The organism is Candidatus Babeliales bacterium, assembly GCA_019749895.1.
In the GTDB taxonomy this organism is placed as follows: Bacteria; Babelota; Babeliae; order Babelales; family RVW-14; genus AaIE-18.
Genome location: JAIEPG010000002.1, coordinates 180,990 through 197,662 on the forward strand (window position 1 = coordinate 180,990; position 16,673 = coordinate 197,662).

Here is a 16,673-nt window from a genome sequence, read left to right on the forward strand (position 1 = left end):
AATTCCACATGAAAGAAAATAGGAACCAAGTAACCATGATTATTATCTTTTTCATGGCCTTACTAACCTTTACCACTTCAACAACCTGGCTAACCGCCATGCCGCCAGCAGCACCCGAAACTACTTCTGAAGAAGAAGAAGAGGTAGTAACTGCAGAGCCAGAAACTGACGATACAGCACCAACTGACAAACCTGAAGTTGGGGCTGAAGCTGAAGAAGCAACAGAACCAACAGACGAAACTGCCAACGAACCAGAAGAAGCGGCAGAGCCTGAAAAAACAGCAAAAAAGAAAAAAAAAGAAAAAAAAGTTGGCATGCCTGAGGCTGACGAAGAACCAGACATCGAACCCGCACCAGAGGATCTTGAAGAGCTTGAAGAACCCTATCGAGAAAATACTGAAAAAGATCAAGAAGAAGCTGCCACAGAAAGCGAAGAACAAAATATTTATCTCAATTTTGACAACACCGAGCTTTCAAATTTTATTAACTACATGGCGGACCTGAAAAAAATTAACTTAATCCCTGACAAGTCACTTGAAGGTAATAAAGTTTCGCTCACAATTCGCGAACCACTCACCGTTGACGGGGCATGGAACATCTTTTTAACCGTTTTGGAAATGGCAGGCTTTAGCATTATTAAAGTTGGCGACGTTCACAAAATTGTTCCTAAAGACCAAAAATTAACCCAGCCTCTGCCGTCCTTCATAAACGTCCCGGCAGACAGCCTGCCCGACAGCGATCTTTTGATTCGTTATGTTATTTTCCTTGAAAACATTAAGGTTGAAAGCTTAACCGATCTCTTAAAAAGCATGCTGAGTATGACATCAGACGCTATTCCCCAAAATGATGTAAACGGCTTTATTATTACCGACAAAGCATACAACATTAAAGCTGCTGTCAAACTGATTCAAGAACTTGACCAAACCGGCGAACTTGAAACCGTTGAAGTAATTCGCTTAAAACAAGCAAATGCTGAAGATGTTAAAACGTTGCTCAATTCATTAATTGAGCAACCTGAAGGCGGCGCTGGTGCGCTAGCCCGCTTGCTGGGCAAAGCATCTGAGGGAACCACTAAATACTTCCCTGCTGGCACTAAAATTATTGCAGAACCACGGACTAACTCTATTATTTTGATGGGCGCTCCAGGACCTATAAAAAAAATAGAAGAATTTATTATTAACAATGTGGACACTACCCTCAAATCTGCCGCATCACCGCTTCATATTTTTGAATTGCAATATGCCGATGCCACACAAATTGCCGAAATTTTACAAGCGGTTACCGCCCCACCAGAAGGCGGACCTGGCCAACAAGCAACACAATACGGGGCTATTCGAGGCGGCGTAAAGTATTTTAAAAGTATGAAATTTTCGGTCGACAAAGAAGGCAACCGTTTAATTGTTTCAAGTACCGACAAAGAAGATTGGCACCTGCTCAAAAAAACAATACAAGATTTAGATAAACCACAACCACAAATTGCCGTAGAAACATACATAGTTTCAGTAAACGCCGACGACGTTAAAGGTTTTGGCGGCATGTTACGCAATAAAAAACATGGCCAAATTGGTAATCACCTTGATTTTCAGTCAACGCCATTGACCGGAAATTCTGAACTAGAATACGACAGTGCTTCAAAACCGGTCAGCTTACTCGGTAATTTACTCAACCAACTAGTTGCAAATCAAGGAGCTTCGTTGCTCACTATTGGTAAAGCCAGCAATATTTGGTCAGTATTCCAAGCAATAAATTCAGTTACTAATGCTACTATTCTTACCCAACCATTCTTAACAGTTGCCAATAAAAAGAAAGCTTCGTTAGCTGTTGGCCGCACGGTCAGAGTAATTCAAGAACAAGCTGGCGATGCCAAAGGTTTTGTCCCTATCGATGCTTCAACAAAAATTGATGTTGAGCCACAAATCAACCTTGATGGCATTATCAAAATGAATATCCAAACCACCATCGAAGATTTTACTAATCCAGAATTGGGAAACAAGCAAATTAAAAAACTTGATACTAATGTTACCATTGCCGACGGGCAAGTACTGGTACTTGGTGGCTTTGTTCAAACAAAAGTTGAAGAAAGCAATGCAAAAACACCGCTTCTTGGCGATATTCCCATTGTTGGATGGCTGTTCAAAAATCAAAGCAGAAAAATTACCCGTACCTACATTTTTATTTTTATGTGCCCAACCATCATAAAACCGCGCCAACTGCCAGGCATGGAACTTTATACCAAAATGAAACTTCATGACGTAACTAAAGATATTGAAGAAAGCATACAAACAACCCACAGCCGTGATCCTATTTTCAACTGGTTCTTTAATCCAAAAAGCGGCAAGTATGCTGAAAATTATTCTCATAAAGTTATCGATTTTGCCAATGCGCGCTATCAACCAACAACCGTTGATATTAAAAATGATTCATTTTATAGATCGTACACACAACGAGAAGAACTTGCCGGCAGTGATACCAATGAAGATTTAGTAAACCCGGAGCAAACACTCGCAGAAACACCAAGAACCTCAATGCCGGAATCAGCGACGAGTAATCAAGAAAAACTTGTTAAAGAACCAATACTACCCACAACACCCCGCCAACGTGCACCACAACCAGAACAACAATCTAAAATAACAGAAAAGAAAACACTGGCTGAGCAGGTTGAAAAATCTGAACAAAAGCCACGCAAATCAATGATGTCGAACAAAAACCTTGAAAACCGTCGACAAAAATTAAAAAATATTATTTCGGAAGAATTTGCCGGAAAAACATCAGAGCCGGTAAAGAAAAATACAGTCAAGGCTGCACTTAAAAATGAGTCACTCAAAGAGTTTATAGCCCCACAGTCCAAACGAGAGCAACTCAAAAAAGTACTTGATACAGAAAATGTTGCTCCTACGGCCAACCGAGCATCTTCAGAACCAGAAGAAAATCAACGTAAACGAAGAAGCCTCAAAGAGTTTTTTTCACAAAACCAACCCATAAAAAGACGCAAACCAACAACAACTGACCTAGAGGAAGAATTGGCATGATAAAAAAAATATTCTTTCCTGCAAAAGTTGGTTCCCGTCGTCTGTATCCGGAATATATTCTTGGTGTTTCAATTGACGAACACAAAGTCTATGGTGCTCTTGTGTATGCTAAAAGTTCTCAAAATTTTGTTGAAAATTTGTTTGAGCAAACTATAGAAAAACAAGAAAACAATACGCACGAGCAAGCAACAGCACAGGCATTAAAAAAACTTGTTGCTGAGGTAAAAAATTATGATCAGCTCAACGTTGCCATACCCTCTTCAATTGTTGTCTTTAAAGAACTTGAAGTGCCGTTTATTGATGAAGACAAAATACGCATGGTGCTTGAGTACGAAATTGAAGAAAAATTACCTTTCTCAGTCAATGATGCGGTTGTTGATTTTATTATCACTAAAAAAAATAAAAGTCTTAATACTTCGCAAATTTTGGTGGCAGCCGTACGAAACCAAGACCTTCAAACTATTATTGATATTTACACAGCAGCTGACATTGCGCCACATCATATAACCATTGATTTATTTGCGCTGTACGGACTTTACTTGCAAATGCCAGAATTTAACAATAACGAAGAAACCAACGCACTGATTGAGCTTGATTTACATTCATCACGCATATCTCTGATCCACCACAATGAACTGCGCATGACACGCCATGTCCCACGGGGTATTGCCACCGTTGCACAAGAAGTAAGCAAAGAAATTAATATACCGGTAGAAAAGACACTTGAAAAATTGTTTAAATTTGGCCTCAAGCCAACCGGCGATGATACGTTTGATAAAAGCTTGCAGCAACATATGATCAATTTTTTTTATGATATTCAGTTTACGCTTAATTCATTCAGTCTTAAACTGACTAGCTACAAAGGTATTAATAAGCTTTTATTTTGCGGACAAGCGGTAACTATTAATAACCTAATGCGCTTTTGTGGCGATTTAATGCAACTACCCTGCATCATTTTTGATCCTTCCAATATCTTTACCAACAAAAGTATTAAGAAAAAACGCTTCAAACAAGAAACTATTGAATGGCATGAATATGCAACCGTTTTGGGCGTTGCCTTGGTACCACCAGCACACGAACATTTTGACTTGCGCCGTAAAAAGTTTGAGTTAATTGATTATTCTTTAATCAAGAAGCAACTTATTGCCGGCCTTGTTTTAACGCTCGTACTTTTTACCACCATCAGTGTGCAAGGGTATTTTCAAATGAGCACCTTGGCCGCAACAGCCAACGATCTTGAAAGTCATGAAATTGGTAAAATTATTGATATGATCCCGCGCCAAGACCGCCCGCGCACCAAGCAACTTAACCCAGTAATTGCACGAGCCGAAAAAGTTTTAAATGAAAAAATAGAACTCTGGGCGCCTTTTAAAAAAGAACGCATTCAACCGCTGGAAATATTACTCGAACTGACCAGCATTATGGACAATAAATTATTTATGATTGATGTTGAAGGCATAACTATTGATACAGCAGCACGAGGGTCTGATACGTTAAAAGTAGAAGTTGATGGTTACTTTAAATCTAAAAAGGGAACCGGTTCCCACTTTGCAGAATTTACCGAACTACAAAGACGGTTTGACAGCTCTAACCTGCTTAAGCCAGCAAAATACACCGAACACCCTGCTGGCGAAAAAGGCATCCAATTTAATGTTGAATTAAAAAAACATGACGAAGCTGGCGAAGAACAAGTATGATGGAATTTTTTACTCATTTTACCAATTTTATTGCCCACCTAGCGCCCAAGCAGCTCAAAAAATATCTATTGGGCGTTTTGCTCATTGTTGGCTTGCTAACCATTTCACTTAAATATTTTATTTACACCAAAAGTCACGATCTGGTTACACGCATTAAACGACTTGAAAAGCTTGATGGCAAAATAAGCGACATGCAAGATAAATACGAAATGTTGCTGGGGGAAGAAGAGCGCATTCAAGGGCTTTTAAACAAACACAAAGATTTTAATATTAAAAGTTACTTTGAAGCTTTTTATAAAGAACAACATATCTCGCCAGAAGCGGGATGGGACACCGACGTACGTTCAATTAATGAAAAATTTGATGAAATTGCATTGTCAGCAACGTTTAAAGATCAAACAACAGAAAAATTAGTAAAAATCCTTGAAGAAATCGAAAAAAAAGAAATACTGTCAGTGAAAAGCTTGAACGTTAAAACCGATAAAGATAAAAAAATTAGTTTCGATATAGTAATTGCCACGATTAAAGCTAAGTAAGGAAACGGCCAATGCGATGCACAATCAATCATTTTTTTCATGTGATTGCCAAAGCAATCTTATTGGTATTTTTGCTATGCGCTCCAGCATGGGCAGCTCCAAAGGCATCGCTAGCACAACCAGCAGCAAAGCGTGCAAATGTTAGCGTCAATTTTGACGCACCCAGCACTAATGACAAAAAAACAGAAGAAGCACCAACTGCAACAACACAAGAAAATAAGAGCCTGCCTGCGAAAAAACAAAACGACACAAATACAGATTTTTATAACAAAGAAAATAAAGAAAACCAAGATCAAGCAAATATTTACCTCAACTTTGAAAATGCAAGCTTGGGAAGCGTTTTAAATTATTTAGCCGAACAAAAAAAGATTAACGTGTTACCACAAGGCGATCTTGAAGAACAAAAGGTCTCGCTGACCACGCGCAACCCGCTCACACTCGATCGCGCATGGAACGTGCTGCTTACGCTGCTAGAAATGAATGGCTTTAGCATTGTTAAAGTTGGCGATTTGCATCGCGTGATCTCCAATAAAGACAATGGACACGAACCATTACCAAGTTATTCGTCGCGCAAAGGAACCGAGCCTGAAGATCTACCAGACAGTGATTTAGTAGTTCGTTACATCTATTTCTTCAAAAATATGCAGGCCGAAGTTGCACAAAGCATTTTGACAACCATGCTTGAAGGCGACGGCGCGGTGCAAGTAAACCAAGACTTGCAAGTGTGCATTATGAAAGAAAAGTGCTTTAACATTAAAGCCGCGATGCGCATTGTTAAAGAGCTCGACATTGGCGGTTTGCGTGAAGGTATTAAAATTATTCAGCTTCAAGAAGCTGATTCTGAAGCCGTAGAAACATTATTTAAAGAAGTTTTGGGTAGCGAAGACGAATCGCGCAGAATTCGTTTTATTAATAAAGCTTCCCAGCAAGGAAAATCATATTTCTCTTCAGCAACAAAAATTTTTGCATATCCTGCTAAAAATTCCATTATCTTACTTGGCATGCAAAAAAATATTGAACGCATTACTGACTTTATTTATAAACACATCGACGTACCAATTGGTACTGCTCAATCGCGTATTCACATCAAAGAAGTGCGCTATGCAAAGTCAGAAAATCTTAAACCAATTCTTGAAAATATTGTTAAACCACCAGCAGGCCAAGGCTCTGAAAAAAGCCCAGTTGTTGGTAAATTTAAATTTTTTGAAGACGTTATTATTGCTGCTGAAGGCGAAGGACAAGAAGCTGGGCGCGGCAGCGGCAACCGCTTAATTGTTGCGTGCAACCAAGAAGACTGGGTACGTCTTGAAAAATTTATTGATAAATTAGACAAACCACAAGCTCAAGTAGCCTTTGAAGTTATGATCATTGACGTTACGCTTGACCAAGCAAAAGAACTTGGCGCTCAATTTCAAAATAAACAAGGCAATCAAATAGGCTTGGGCCTCAACAGCATTGAACTTACAAATCTTAGCTCAGGTGCAGATCTAACTCGAAATCAAGTACCAGCAGGATCAGAAGAAATTGGTATGAAAAATTTAATTGATCTTACAACAAAAGAGAATTTGGGCCAAGGCTATCCAAGCTTTTTAACACTTGGTAAAACAGGCATTATTAATGGTATGCGCGAAAGCAATATTTGGGCAATAGTTCGCAGTGTTTTTAAAACAGACAATGCCCACATTATTGGCCAACCTTACATTGTAACTAACAATGGCCAACCTTGCTTTATTGAAGTTACCGAACAACGACGCGTTGACGCAGGCTTGCGTTCAGAACGTGGTGAACAAGTGCGTACAACCAAAGAATCTCTCGATGCTGCAACCCGCGTTGATTTAACACCTCAAATAAATTCTGACGGAATTATTGACCTTTCAATTAAAATACAACTCGACAGCTTTGAAAGCACTGACCCAAACAAAGAAGCGAACAAAAGCACGCGTAATATTGAAACACGCGCTAACATAGCTGCTGGCGAGGTATTGGTACTTGGCGGACTAAAGGTAAGCGGGCAAACAATTAATTTATGGAAAACCCCAATTTTAGGAGACATTCCAATTCTTGGTAATTTATTTAAAAGCAAAACAAAAGCAAAAACAGAAAAGAATTTGTATGTCTTTATCCGCCCTTCAATAATCAAACCAAAATTTGAAGGAGCACCAGACGAATACACGCAACTTAAACTTGATTATGCAAAACTACAAATGATGAAGAACGATCTTTATATTAAAGATAGCGATCCAATTCAACGCTGGTTTTTTAGACCAACTAACTATTCAGTAAAACAAACTATTGCTGACGCTAAAAATGGCCGCATGCGACCAATTGATAAATTTACCTACGGACAAAACACGCCAAAACTAGTCAACATTCAAGAAGATCCGTATTTTAAAGATGCTGAAAGTCTTGCAAAACAACGAGAGTTAAAACAACGCCGACGTAACAGGTTTGCCGGCGCCAAGGTTGCATCGATTGACCAAGACCCTCTTGATCAGCTAAAGTCACGAAAAAAGAAAGCTTAAAAAACAGACAAACACTCGCGTGTATTTACTTTTGATTATTGCAGTCATGCATCTTGCTGCAATGTTCTTTGATAATGTGAAATGCCGTTTGAACGGTATCAACCACTTGTATAATATTGCGATCTTCTGGAATTATTAAGTTTTCTGCCAAAGATTTTTCTTCTATCCACTGAATAATTGGCTGCCAATAAGCGCTTTCAACAAGTAAAATGGGCGCTCTTTGCATATAACCTGTTTGCATCAGTGTTACAATTTCAAACAATTCATCCAGTGTTCCAAACCCACCAGGAAATATTGCAAAGCCAACAGAATAGCGCACAAGCAACCATTTACGTGTAAAGAAATGGTCCATAATAATACTTTCTTGAACGTAGGGATTGGGTTTTTCTTTGTTCAAGCGAACCAAACCAATACCAGCAGAAACAATTGGTTGGCAATGTGCACCATTTTTGATATTACATTCACGCAAGTAATCAATAGCTCCTTCATTTGCTGCTTCCATAATACCCGGCCCGCCACCAGTGATAATAGAAAAACCCGCCTCTACTAACATTTTTGAAAGCTCGCGCGCTTTTTGTGCATAAATACTGTTGGCATCAATGCGCGAACCACCAAAGATGGTAATTGTTGGTTGCGGCAATTTGGTAAGCTTCCACATACCCCACAAAAGACGAATGTTAATGTGAAACAAACTTCCTAAAAATCGCATGTAATATTTTAAGCGTCGCAACATAGTCCTATCTCCTCACGCAAACCAAGCTATTATCCTTTTAACAACGCTTTTGCCTTTTCAACATCTGCATCGTCGATAACTATTTTTGCAACAGCAGAACAGAAATTTAAGGCCTCTTTGAGTGGCTTTTGAAAAATGTTGCGACCAATGGCAACACCACTGGTACCGCCGGTATGAATTTGATGATACAAATCTTCAAGAAACGAATGTGCGTTTTTTTGTGGACCGCCAGCACAAATAACTTTGGTGCGACCAGCAGCCGTTGTAGCTTGTACCAGGCGCTGCGCACTTTCAAAACCACTGCTCGCGTCAGGAATATTAACTTTTACAAAATCTACACCCAGAGCCGCGCCCACACCTGCCGCGCCCGCAATAATACTTTCGTGACGTTCTTGCGTAACCGCTTTGCCACGCGGGTAGCACCACAAAATAGTTACCAACCCATTTCGCTGTGCTTGATACATAACATGCGCTGCCTCGGCCAACATGGCCGATTCATGCAAACTGCCCAAATAAACGGTATACCCAACGCCCGCAATGTTTAAGCCGGAGTTTTTTTTGAATTCTAAAACATCGTCAATCGTATACAACAAGCGACTAATCGGATCGCCATTTTGAGCAGAAACTAAATTTGTTTTGCTGTTCATTTTTACGATGTAAGAAACGTTAGCATAATCTTTACCATACTTACTAATCAAGCCAAGCTGCGTGGCAAAAGCACCAATGCGGGCCTTGCTCGCAATTTCAAACAAATGCTCGGGGTCTGCAGCTTCGCTTGCAATGCCCTTGCCATAAAAATCTTGATTTAAATGCTCTATCTTTTGGTCAGCCGCAAAAAGAAATAACCGGCCAGAACTGGCGGTTACGTTTAAATAATTTTTTTCATATTCCTGATGCAAAGCCTGTGAAACAGCAGCAGGAATTTGTACTGATTTTTCTTCAACAATTCTTCGTATCGACTTTGCCATGGCCTACCTGCTCCTCTTTTTTAACCTTTTCTTATCTGGCACCAAGCTTAGTCAATCAAAAACTAACTATCAAAGCAATCTAAAAATTTCCCTGAAAAACACAGGTAGCCTGAGCCTTTAAAAAAATCTCGCCTTGCTCGTTGCACCAGCCAAGCACCGCACCACCCGGCATACTTATGCGCACCACATTGCCAGCCACCAACTCTTTTTGTTGCATCAAAACACGGAGCACCGCTGCCGCACCAGAACTACATGCCTGCGTCATACCACACCCGCGCTCGTGCACCAACAGATGGTAAAGATCAGGCTCTTTGTCATCGCGCCACACAAACTCAACGTTGGTACCATGCGCAAAACTCTTATGCCGCTCAATTGCCTGCCCATGCTGTAAAAGCCACGCACGATCTTTTTGTTGCATCACCACAAAATGTGGATTGCCCACGTCAACACAATGTCCCTGAAGCGATTCGTTTTCAATTTTGATTGAGCAGGTATCTTGATAATGTGCCACGCCAACATTGGTAGTTATCGTCAAGTCTTCAAGCTTGTCACGCGCGCCTTCAACCTGATTAGTAATAATGCGCTGACCAACCCGCAGAGCAATAGTATTGCTCTGCCCGTACTGCGTAAATAAATAATGCACCATACACCGCAAGCCATTTAAACACATCTGCGCTTGCGATCCATCGGCATTAAAAATCAGCATCTCGTGCAAATGACGGCTTGGGTCTGTTTTTAAAACTAAAACACCATCGGCACCAACGCCAGTATTTCTATTGCAAACGCTCACCACAAAGTCATGCCAGCGCTGACTGCCTAGCATACTTTGAATGTACATATCGGGCTTTTTGTACCAGTCTAAAATAATAAAATCGTTGCCCAACGATTGATATTTAAGAAAATTTTTTAGTAACATAATTATTGATCAACTGGATGATTTTTGCGCCATTCAACCTCTGCATTCTGCAACGCTTGCGCCCATTTCAAAAATCCTTTACTTGCAGCAACCATTGCAGGCGTTACTCCGTTATTATCTTCCAGCGTTGGATTAGCTCCTCTTGCAAAAAGCAGCTTTATCGCTTCAATATTTTCCCAATAGACTGCCCAATGCAGGGGTGATCGGCCATACTTACTATCTCGAACATTGGGATCAACAACAAGATTAAAAAGAATCTCTGAATGCTCGCTATATCCTTTGCAAGAAGAGATATGCGCAAGCGTATTACTTATTGATTGTGGAGAAATACACCCTGACCGATGCCCCAAACCACTACAAAAAGAGCTCGGGCTGAATCTTAATTCATGCTGATTACGCGGCGTAAAAATAGTGTAAAAATGCTGAAGAACCGACGTTACTTCATCAGATATATAATCCGAAGTAAGCATCGGCGCAGCACTCGAACTCGCCGAACCTGCCAGCAAAAAAGAAGTAAAGAAAAGTACAAATGATTTTTTAATCATGTGCTACTTCTCCCACAACTTGAAAAGCTGTTTTTTTTGCTTCTTCAGCCATAAAAACCTTTTTCAAGTACGAACGGCCAGAGTCTGCCAATATGACAACAACCACGTCATTTTCATCAAGTCCTTTGGCATATTCAAGCGCAACGTGCAACACAGCCCCGCTGCTAATACCAACCAGCAAACCGTAATCTTGCGCAGCTCTGCGCGTCATAGCAAAAGCATCTTCGTCGGTGATGGGCACAATGGTATCAATCAGTGATTCAACAAAAACATCGCTCATCACGTCAATGCCCAACCCCTCAACTTTATAAGCCTTTGGATTTGGCGAGGAGTAAAACGAGGTTGCCGCATCAACGCCAACAACTTTAATATTTTTGTTTTGTTCTTTCAGGTACTGCGCAATGCCGCACATGGTACCGGTGGTGCCAGCGCCAGCAATAACATGCGTTACGCTGCCATTGGTTTGCTGCCAAATTTCAGGACCAGTTGAAGCATAATGCGCCATCCGGTTGAGCGGATTGAAATATTGGTTGGGCATAAATGCGCCCGGCGTTTGAGCCAAAATAGCTTCGGCGCGCGCATGGTACCCACGCGGGTCGTGATGCGAATCAGCATTTGGGCACACATGTACTTCGGCACCATAAGCACGCAAAATTGCTATTTTTTCTTCGGCGGTTCTGTCTGGCACGGTAATAATAACGCGATAGCCTTTGACCGCGCCAATCATGGCCAGTGCTATGCCTTGGTTACCCGACGTTGCTTCAACAATAGTGCCACCCGGTTTAAGCTTACCGGTGCGCTCAGCTTCTTCCACCATAAACAAAGCACTACGGTCTTTAATGCTACCGCCTGGATTTAAAAATTCCAGCTTGGCAAGAACCGTTGGGCGCACGCCAAGATCAAGCTTAACGATTGGCGTATTGCCAATCATATCAAGCATACTCTTATATCTTTTGGTTGTTTCATTCATAATTAAAATCCTACTTTTTTGACGATCTACAGGACTAAAAAAGGTATCGCTTAGTGTAAAACCTTTTTTTAATTCTTGCCACCTCGATCTTATGCCAGTTGCAATTATGCGAGATTAGCGCGATAATTAATCGTACAGAACAATGATGTTTGACGGTATCACTGAAAAAAGAGGTCGCTCATGGCTGAAAAAATTCGCGTTCGCTTTGCACCATCACCAACCGGATTTATGCATTTAGGTAATGTTCGAGCAGCACTCATGAATTATCTTTTTGCCAAAAACCAAAATGGTACATTTATTTTGCGCATTGAAGACACGGACGAAAAAAGAAATCTTGACGAAGCACGCGCAAAAATTTTGAGCGATCTTGAATGGCTTGGACTTGAGTACACAGAAGGTCCCTACAAAGGGGGTCCTTACGAGCCATACCTACAATCTGAACGCGAACATCTTTACCAAGAAAAATTAGCGCTCCTTATCGACATGAAGCGCGCTTACCGCTGCTTTTGTACCATTGAAGAGCTCGAGCACAAGCGCGCTCGCCAAATTGCACTCAAACAACCACCACGCTACGACCGCACCTGCCTGCGCTACACCGAAGCTCAAATTCAAGAAAAGCTTGCTGCTGCACTCCCATTCATTTGGCGCTGCAAAATTGAAGAAGGGCACTCTGTCACTATCTCTGACATGGCAAAAGGCAACGTTCTTTTTGATATGAAAAACTTTTCAGACTTTGCGCTGACCAGAACAAGCGGTACTTCAACGTTTATGTTTGCCAACTTTGTTGACGACTGGCTTATGGAAATTTCGCATGTTATTCGCGGCGAAGATCACTTAACAAATACAGCCATGCAAGCAGAGCTCTATCACGCATTTTCTTTGCCTTTACCAATATTTTGGCACTTGCCAATTATTTGTAACAGCACCGGAGAAAAACTCTCTAAACGTGACTTTGGCTTCAGCCTTGAAGATTTAAAAGAAGCCGGCTTCTTGCCTGCTGCTATTGTTAATTATTTGGCAATTATTGGAGCATCATTTAAAGAAGAAATTCAATCACTTGAAGAGTTGGGCAAAAATTTCGATTTCTCACACCTGCACGCCAGCAGCTCAATGAAATATGACCTTGAAAAGTTGACGTGGATTAACCATCAATGGATATCACGCACTAATTCTTATGAAATGATGGAACAATTAAAAGGCTTGTTGCACAAAGAAATTCCTGCAAGCAGTGAGACAAACCCACAAGAGCTTGAAAATTTAATTACGCTTTTAAAACCAGAATTGAAGACGTTGAACGATATTGTTTCATTAGCTGCCTTTTATTTTGACACACCAATCGTTCACAAAGAAGACCTTGTGGCACATGTTGGCGCAGAAAAAACAGAACATATTTTGCGCAGCATTGAAGCGTGTAAACAATACCTACCCAATACCGAACTTTTTCTCGAACACCTAAAAACACTTGGGAAAGAACACGGGATTAGCATGAAAGAACTCTTTGGCTCAATACGATACCTGCTAACCGGTCAGTTCCAAGGTATTGGCATTAAAGATCTTCTCAATGTACTGCAGCCTGCTCTTGTTGAACAACGTTTATCTATGAACTAACTAATGGCCAGATCATCCTCTTTGATCCTGTTTGGCTTTTCTTCACAAGAAAGAATAGCCCCTTTTTCCATTAAACAGTCAATAACGTGCAGAAATTGTTCCTCTTGGCTGTCGGGAACAAAGAACTCGATAACGTTTCTGCGGCCTTCCAAGGCACGCGCAAAAGCAACGTTATCTTCATTGCGGAAAACACCTATGACCAACCATGTCTTTTCTTTAAGCACTTGTGCTTGATAATATTTGCAATACATGATCTCATACCCCCACGGCTATAAAGGCCCTATTTTTCCGTCCTTGTTATGTACCAGTGTACTTGGCATGGCCTCAATTGTAAAAGTCTTAAAAAAATGCCTCACTTTATCCCTAAAGTGAGGCATTTTTTGATACTATATTTTTTTAAAAAACAGGACAAATCGCGCCTATTTGGCCCCTTATTCTGCTGCTTCTTCTGTTTCTGGTGCGGGAGCAACTACTTCTTCTACTTCTGGCGCGCTTTCTTCAGCTGGCTCTTGAACAACTTCTTCTTCGACTAATTCTTCTTCACTTGGCGCTTCTTCTGGTTCATTAGCCCCACTCATGCCAAGTGCCTCAGTTTCTTCTTCTGGAGCTGCTTCTTCTTCAGTTGATCCTTCTTCAGTTGTCGCATCTTCTTCTTCAACAGCAGTTTCTTCTTCTGGTTCTTCAGCTGTTTCAGCTTTTGGTATTTCAGGGATTTTTGGTGCTTCAGGAACCACAACTGCCAGTTTTGCAGCAGGTAGCTCTGACGGCTTTTCTACCGGAACAGCAACCACAGCGGGCTTACTTGTTTGTTTCAACTGCTCTGGATATAAATCACCAAACCGTTTTAACGCAGCCGTTGCATCTTGATAATACCGCGCTAACGTACTCCAGTCTGTCCACTCAACAACTGCCAAAAACCTGAGCAACTCATCTTTTGAATCTTTGACACGCTCAACAACTCCCTGGCCAATTTCAGTTGACTGCTGGCTAGACAAATCACGAATATCAACTCCCTGACATTGATAACTCATCACCAAAAACAAAGAAACCAAACTTAAACTACGAACATTCATTTTAACTCCTTTTCCTCAAACCCTCAGATTCCCCAACCTTACCAGCTAAAAATAATATAAATTTGCTACCTGAGTCAATAAAAGACTGATTCTGTGCAGCAGATAATAAAGGGAGCACAGCTTTTATTTCAAAACCATTGTACAAACAGAAGGCGAATGCTAAGATCAAAAAAATCAAAAACGAAATGGCGCAAATAACGCATTGTCAATTTTTGATTAAAAAAAAAGGAAAAAAAGAGAGATGAAGAATTATTTTTGTAAAATATTTTTTGTTTTTTTATGCGTCATAATAACAACTCCTTCACAACTTTTCTGCCTTCTAGATTTTGCCAATCGCGATACTAACCTTATCATTAATAGCAATGCTGGAACATCCGCACTTCGACTTGGTAGCGTATCAGGAATCACTGGCTGGACACAAGACTCTATCGTTCTTTCATACGGTAATAACGCTCCTTCAAGTTGGACAGAGGCTTACTCTGCGGGCACACTTATTGGAACAGGCGGCACGGCAGCACCCACAAACTTGGTTTACAACAACAGTAACGCCATCAACGCGCTTGCACGCTTTGTCCGCACCACCAGTAATGCCATGGTTTATCTCGTTCGAGTTAACAGTAACGCCATTAATGGCATTTACCCACTTGTTAAACAAACTAGTAATACTATTAACCGCTACTCAACGCTCGTCAAACAAAACAGTGCTGCTATCAACGCCATGGGCCCTATCGTCAGAACTACTAGTAACTTAATTAACGTTCTAACTCCTCTTGTTAAACAAACTAGTAATACTATTAACCGCTACTCAACACTCGTCAAACAAAACAGTGCCGCTATCAACGCCATGGGGCCTATCGTTAGAACTACCAGTAACGCTGTTAATGCTGGAGGCACCTCTCAGTTATCCATTCAAAACAGTAATGCGATTATTCTTAAATGCATGCAAATAACAGCAAACAGTAATGCTATTATTACATTGAAGAGCCAAGTAAGAACTAACAGTAATGCATTTGCTGCCGGTTCAGTACCATCGGCATTGGCAAAACAAAACAGTAGCGCAATAATAACCCTTGAACGCATAGCACACATCTTCACCAACCATTCAAATTTTCTAGCATCAACCAATATTTGCGCCCTCAATTACTACAAAGCAGGGTTAAGTGTTACCGCTGGCAAAACACTAACATTTAACGATCCTCTTCCAATAAGCGGCAAAATAAACCTGAACAACACCGGCGTATTATCATTTGGCAGTGATGTTTATTTTGGAGCCGATGTTTACTTTACCAATGGCGGGCTCTTAAAAGGGAATGGGTACACATTAATTTTGACAGGCAGCTTGACCATTCCTGTAAATAAAACAGTTCGTATCGATACTAATACCATTATCGATGCTCAAGGTAACAACATAATCCTTGATACAGGTTCAAAATTTGTAGTTTCAGCTGGCGTTACCTTCACACTCAAAAACGTCAACCTCAAGAACTTGTCGAGCGTTCAAATAGACTTAGAAGGAGCGGGAACTGCGGCTCTGGCTCTGGCAAACTCAACAATTTTCTTGGATCAAAACTTCAACTTTGCCGATGGTAAGTTATTTATTCATGAAGATGTTAATTTATGCGGTACCAATAAGTTTATTTACGAATCAATGTATCCTATGTATATCGCTTCAAATTCAGCGCTCATCTGTAATCCTGCTTCAATATTCAGATACATCCCTGGCGGAGGAGCCAGTCATACTGACAGAACACTGATGCGCTTTGCTGATACAACATCATTCTTTTATTTGGATAATGCAACACTGGAAGCCCCTGTTAATGGGCTACAAGTTGTCCGCGGAACCATGGCTTTTGATAATAAGTGCACCATTAAAAACTTCTTAGCAGATGGCACAACTCCTAATATTTCCCGTACTGAAGCGGTAACATTTGGAGACAATACAACCAATAATGATGCTACACTCTATGTCTTTAGCGGCGCACGTGTTGAAGTAAGTGGATATTTGGACTATAACAATGCAAACTAAAACAGTATTTGATAACTAAAATAGTATGGTTATTACCAAAGAAATGCTTA

At 40.7% G+C, this 16,673-nt stretch carries 13 protein-coding genes; 6 read left to right on the top strand and 7 right to left on the bottom strand.

Annotation, left to right across the window (positions count from 1 at the left end; all coding sequences use genetic code 11):
- The first annotated feature begins 8 nt into the window (after positions 1–8).
- The 4 genes from K2W90_01850 to K2W90_01865 are packed head-to-tail and all read left to right on the top strand — an operon-like array spanning position 9 to position 7,784.
- A complete protein-coding gene (locus K2W90_01850; GenBank protein ID MBY0353084.1) occupies positions 9–3,029 on the top strand; it encodes a hypothetical protein in 3,021 nt (1,006 codons plus the stop codon).
- Positions 3,026–4,726 (top strand): pilus assembly protein PilM, encoded by a 1,701-nt coding sequence (pilM, locus tag K2W90_01855; GenBank protein MBY0353085.1) that lies wholly within the window; start codon positions 3,026–3,028, stop codon positions 4,724–4,726. Before K2W90_01850 ends, pilM begins: the two co-directional genes overlap by 4 nt.
- A complete protein-coding gene (locus tag K2W90_01860) occupies positions 4,723–5,262 on the top strand; it encodes a hypothetical protein (protein MBY0353086.1) in 540 nt (179 codons plus the stop codon). The genes pilM and K2W90_01860 overlap by 4 nt, the downstream gene beginning before the upstream one ends.
- Positions 5,263–5,273: 11 nt before the next feature.
- The gene (locus K2W90_01865; protein MBY0353087.1) at positions 5,274–7,784 is read left to right on the top strand and encodes a hypothetical protein; all 2,511 of its coding nucleotides are present in this window, start codon (positions 5,274–5,276) and stop codon (positions 7,782–7,784) included.
- Positions 7,785–7,809: 25 nt separating this feature from the next.
- Here K2W90_01865 and K2W90_01870 read toward each other — a convergent pair whose 3' ends face one another.
- From K2W90_01870 to K2W90_01890, 5 genes are all read right to left on the bottom strand, one after another.
- On the bottom strand, positions 7,810–8,517 hold the full coding sequence (locus tag K2W90_01870; GenBank protein MBY0353088.1) for a TIGR00730 family Rossman fold protein: 708 nt from the start codon (positions 8,515–8,517) through the stop codon (positions 7,810–7,812).
- Between the two features lie 29 nt (positions 8,518–8,546).
- A complete protein-coding gene (locus K2W90_01875; protein MBY0353089.1) occupies positions 8,547–9,485 on the bottom strand; it encodes a hypothetical protein in 939 nt (312 codons plus the stop codon).
- 79 nt (positions 9,486–9,564) lie between these two features.
- Entirely contained in the window at positions 9,565–10,401 is an 837-nt protein-coding gene (dapF, locus tag K2W90_01880) for a diaminopimelate epimerase (GenBank protein ID MBY0353090.1), read from the bottom strand.
- 2 nt (positions 10,402–10,403) lie between these two features.
- The gene (locus tag K2W90_01885; protein ID MBY0353091.1) at positions 10,404–10,946 is read right to left on the bottom strand and encodes an ankyrin repeat domain-containing protein; all 543 of its coding nucleotides are present in this window, start codon (positions 10,944–10,946) and stop codon (positions 10,404–10,406) included.
- Positions 10,939–11,916, bottom strand: coding sequence for a cysteine synthase family protein (locus K2W90_01890; protein ID MBY0353092.1), 978 nt, complete (start codon positions 11,914–11,916; stop codon positions 10,939–10,941). Before K2W90_01890 ends, K2W90_01885 begins: the two co-directional genes overlap by 8 nt.
- A 180-nt stretch (positions 11,917–12,096) precedes the next feature.
- Between K2W90_01890 and gltX the strand changes: the two genes are divergently transcribed.
- On the top strand, positions 12,097–13,524 hold the full coding sequence (gene gltX, locus K2W90_01895) for a glutamate--tRNA ligase (protein MBY0353093.1): 1,428 nt from the start codon (positions 12,097–12,099) through the stop codon (positions 13,522–13,524).
- Here gltX and K2W90_01900 read toward each other — a convergent pair.
- Together K2W90_01900 and K2W90_01905 are read right to left on the bottom strand one after the other, a co-directional pair.
- On the bottom strand, positions 13,521–13,775 hold the full coding sequence (locus K2W90_01900; protein ID MBY0353094.1) for a hypothetical protein: 255 nt from the start codon (positions 13,773–13,775) through the stop codon (positions 13,521–13,523). The two genes, gltX and K2W90_01900, sit on opposite strands and share 4 nt — an antisense overlap.
- Positions 13,776–13,955: 180 nt before the next feature.
- Entirely contained in the window at positions 13,956–14,597 is a 642-nt protein-coding gene (locus K2W90_01905; protein ID MBY0353095.1) for a hypothetical protein, read from the bottom strand.
- A 241-nt stretch (positions 14,598–14,838) separates the two neighbouring features.
- Here K2W90_01905 and K2W90_01910 point away from each other — a divergent pair, with 241 nt between their 5' ends.
- The gene (locus K2W90_01910; GenBank protein MBY0353096.1) at positions 14,839–16,623 is read left to right on the top strand and encodes a hypothetical protein; all 1,785 of its coding nucleotides are present in this window, start codon (positions 14,839–14,841) and stop codon (positions 16,621–16,623) included.
- Positions 16,624–16,673 lie beyond the last annotated feature (50 nt).

Excerpts from the sequence above, each read along its gene's own strand:
- K2W90_01860 (MBY0353086.1), top strand. The coding sequence starts at position 4,723 with ATGATGGAATTTTTTACTCATTTTACCAATTTTATTGCCCACCTAGCG.
- pilM (MBY0353085.1), top strand. The coding sequence starts at position 3,026 with ATGATAAAAAAAATATTCTTTCCTGCAAAAGTTGGTTCCCGTCGTCTG.
- dapF (MBY0353090.1), bottom strand. The coding sequence starts at position 10,401 with ATGTTACTAAAAAATTTTCTTAAATATCAATCGTTGGGCAACGATTTT.
- K2W90_01910 (MBY0353096.1), top strand. The coding sequence starts at position 14,839 with ATGAAGAATTATTTTTGTAAAATATTTTTTGTTTTTTTATGCGTCATA.
- K2W90_01900 (MBY0353094.1), bottom strand. The coding sequence starts at position 13,775 with ATGTATTGCAAATATTATCAAGCACAAGTGCTTAAAGAAAAGACATGG.
- K2W90_01865 (MBY0353087.1), top strand. The coding sequence starts at position 5,274 with ATGCGATGCACAATCAATCATTTTTTTCATGTGATTGCCAAAGCAATC.
- K2W90_01850 (MBY0353084.1), top strand. The coding sequence starts at position 9 with ATGAAAGAAAATAGGAACCAAGTAACCATGATTATTATCTTTTTCATG.
- K2W90_01875 (MBY0353089.1), bottom strand. The coding sequence starts at position 9,485 with ATGGCAAAGTCGATACGAAGAATTGTTGAAGAAAAATCAGTACAAATT.
- K2W90_01885 (MBY0353091.1), bottom strand. The coding sequence starts at position 10,946 with ATGATTAAAAAATCATTTGTACTTTTCTTTACTTCTTTTTTGCTGGCA.
- K2W90_01870 (MBY0353088.1), bottom strand. The coding sequence starts at position 8,517 with ATGTTGCGACGCTTAAAATATTACATGCGATTTTTAGGAAGTTTGTTT.
- K2W90_01905 (MBY0353095.1), bottom strand. The coding sequence starts at position 14,597 with ATGAATGTTCGTAGTTTAAGTTTGGTTTCTTTGTTTTTGGTGATGAGT.
- gltX (MBY0353093.1), top strand. The coding sequence starts at position 12,097 with ATGGCTGAAAAAATTCGCGTTCGCTTTGCACCATCACCAACCGGATTT.
- K2W90_01890 (MBY0353092.1), bottom strand. The coding sequence starts at position 11,916 with ATGAATGAAACAACCAAAAGATATAAGAGTATGCTTGATATGATTGGC.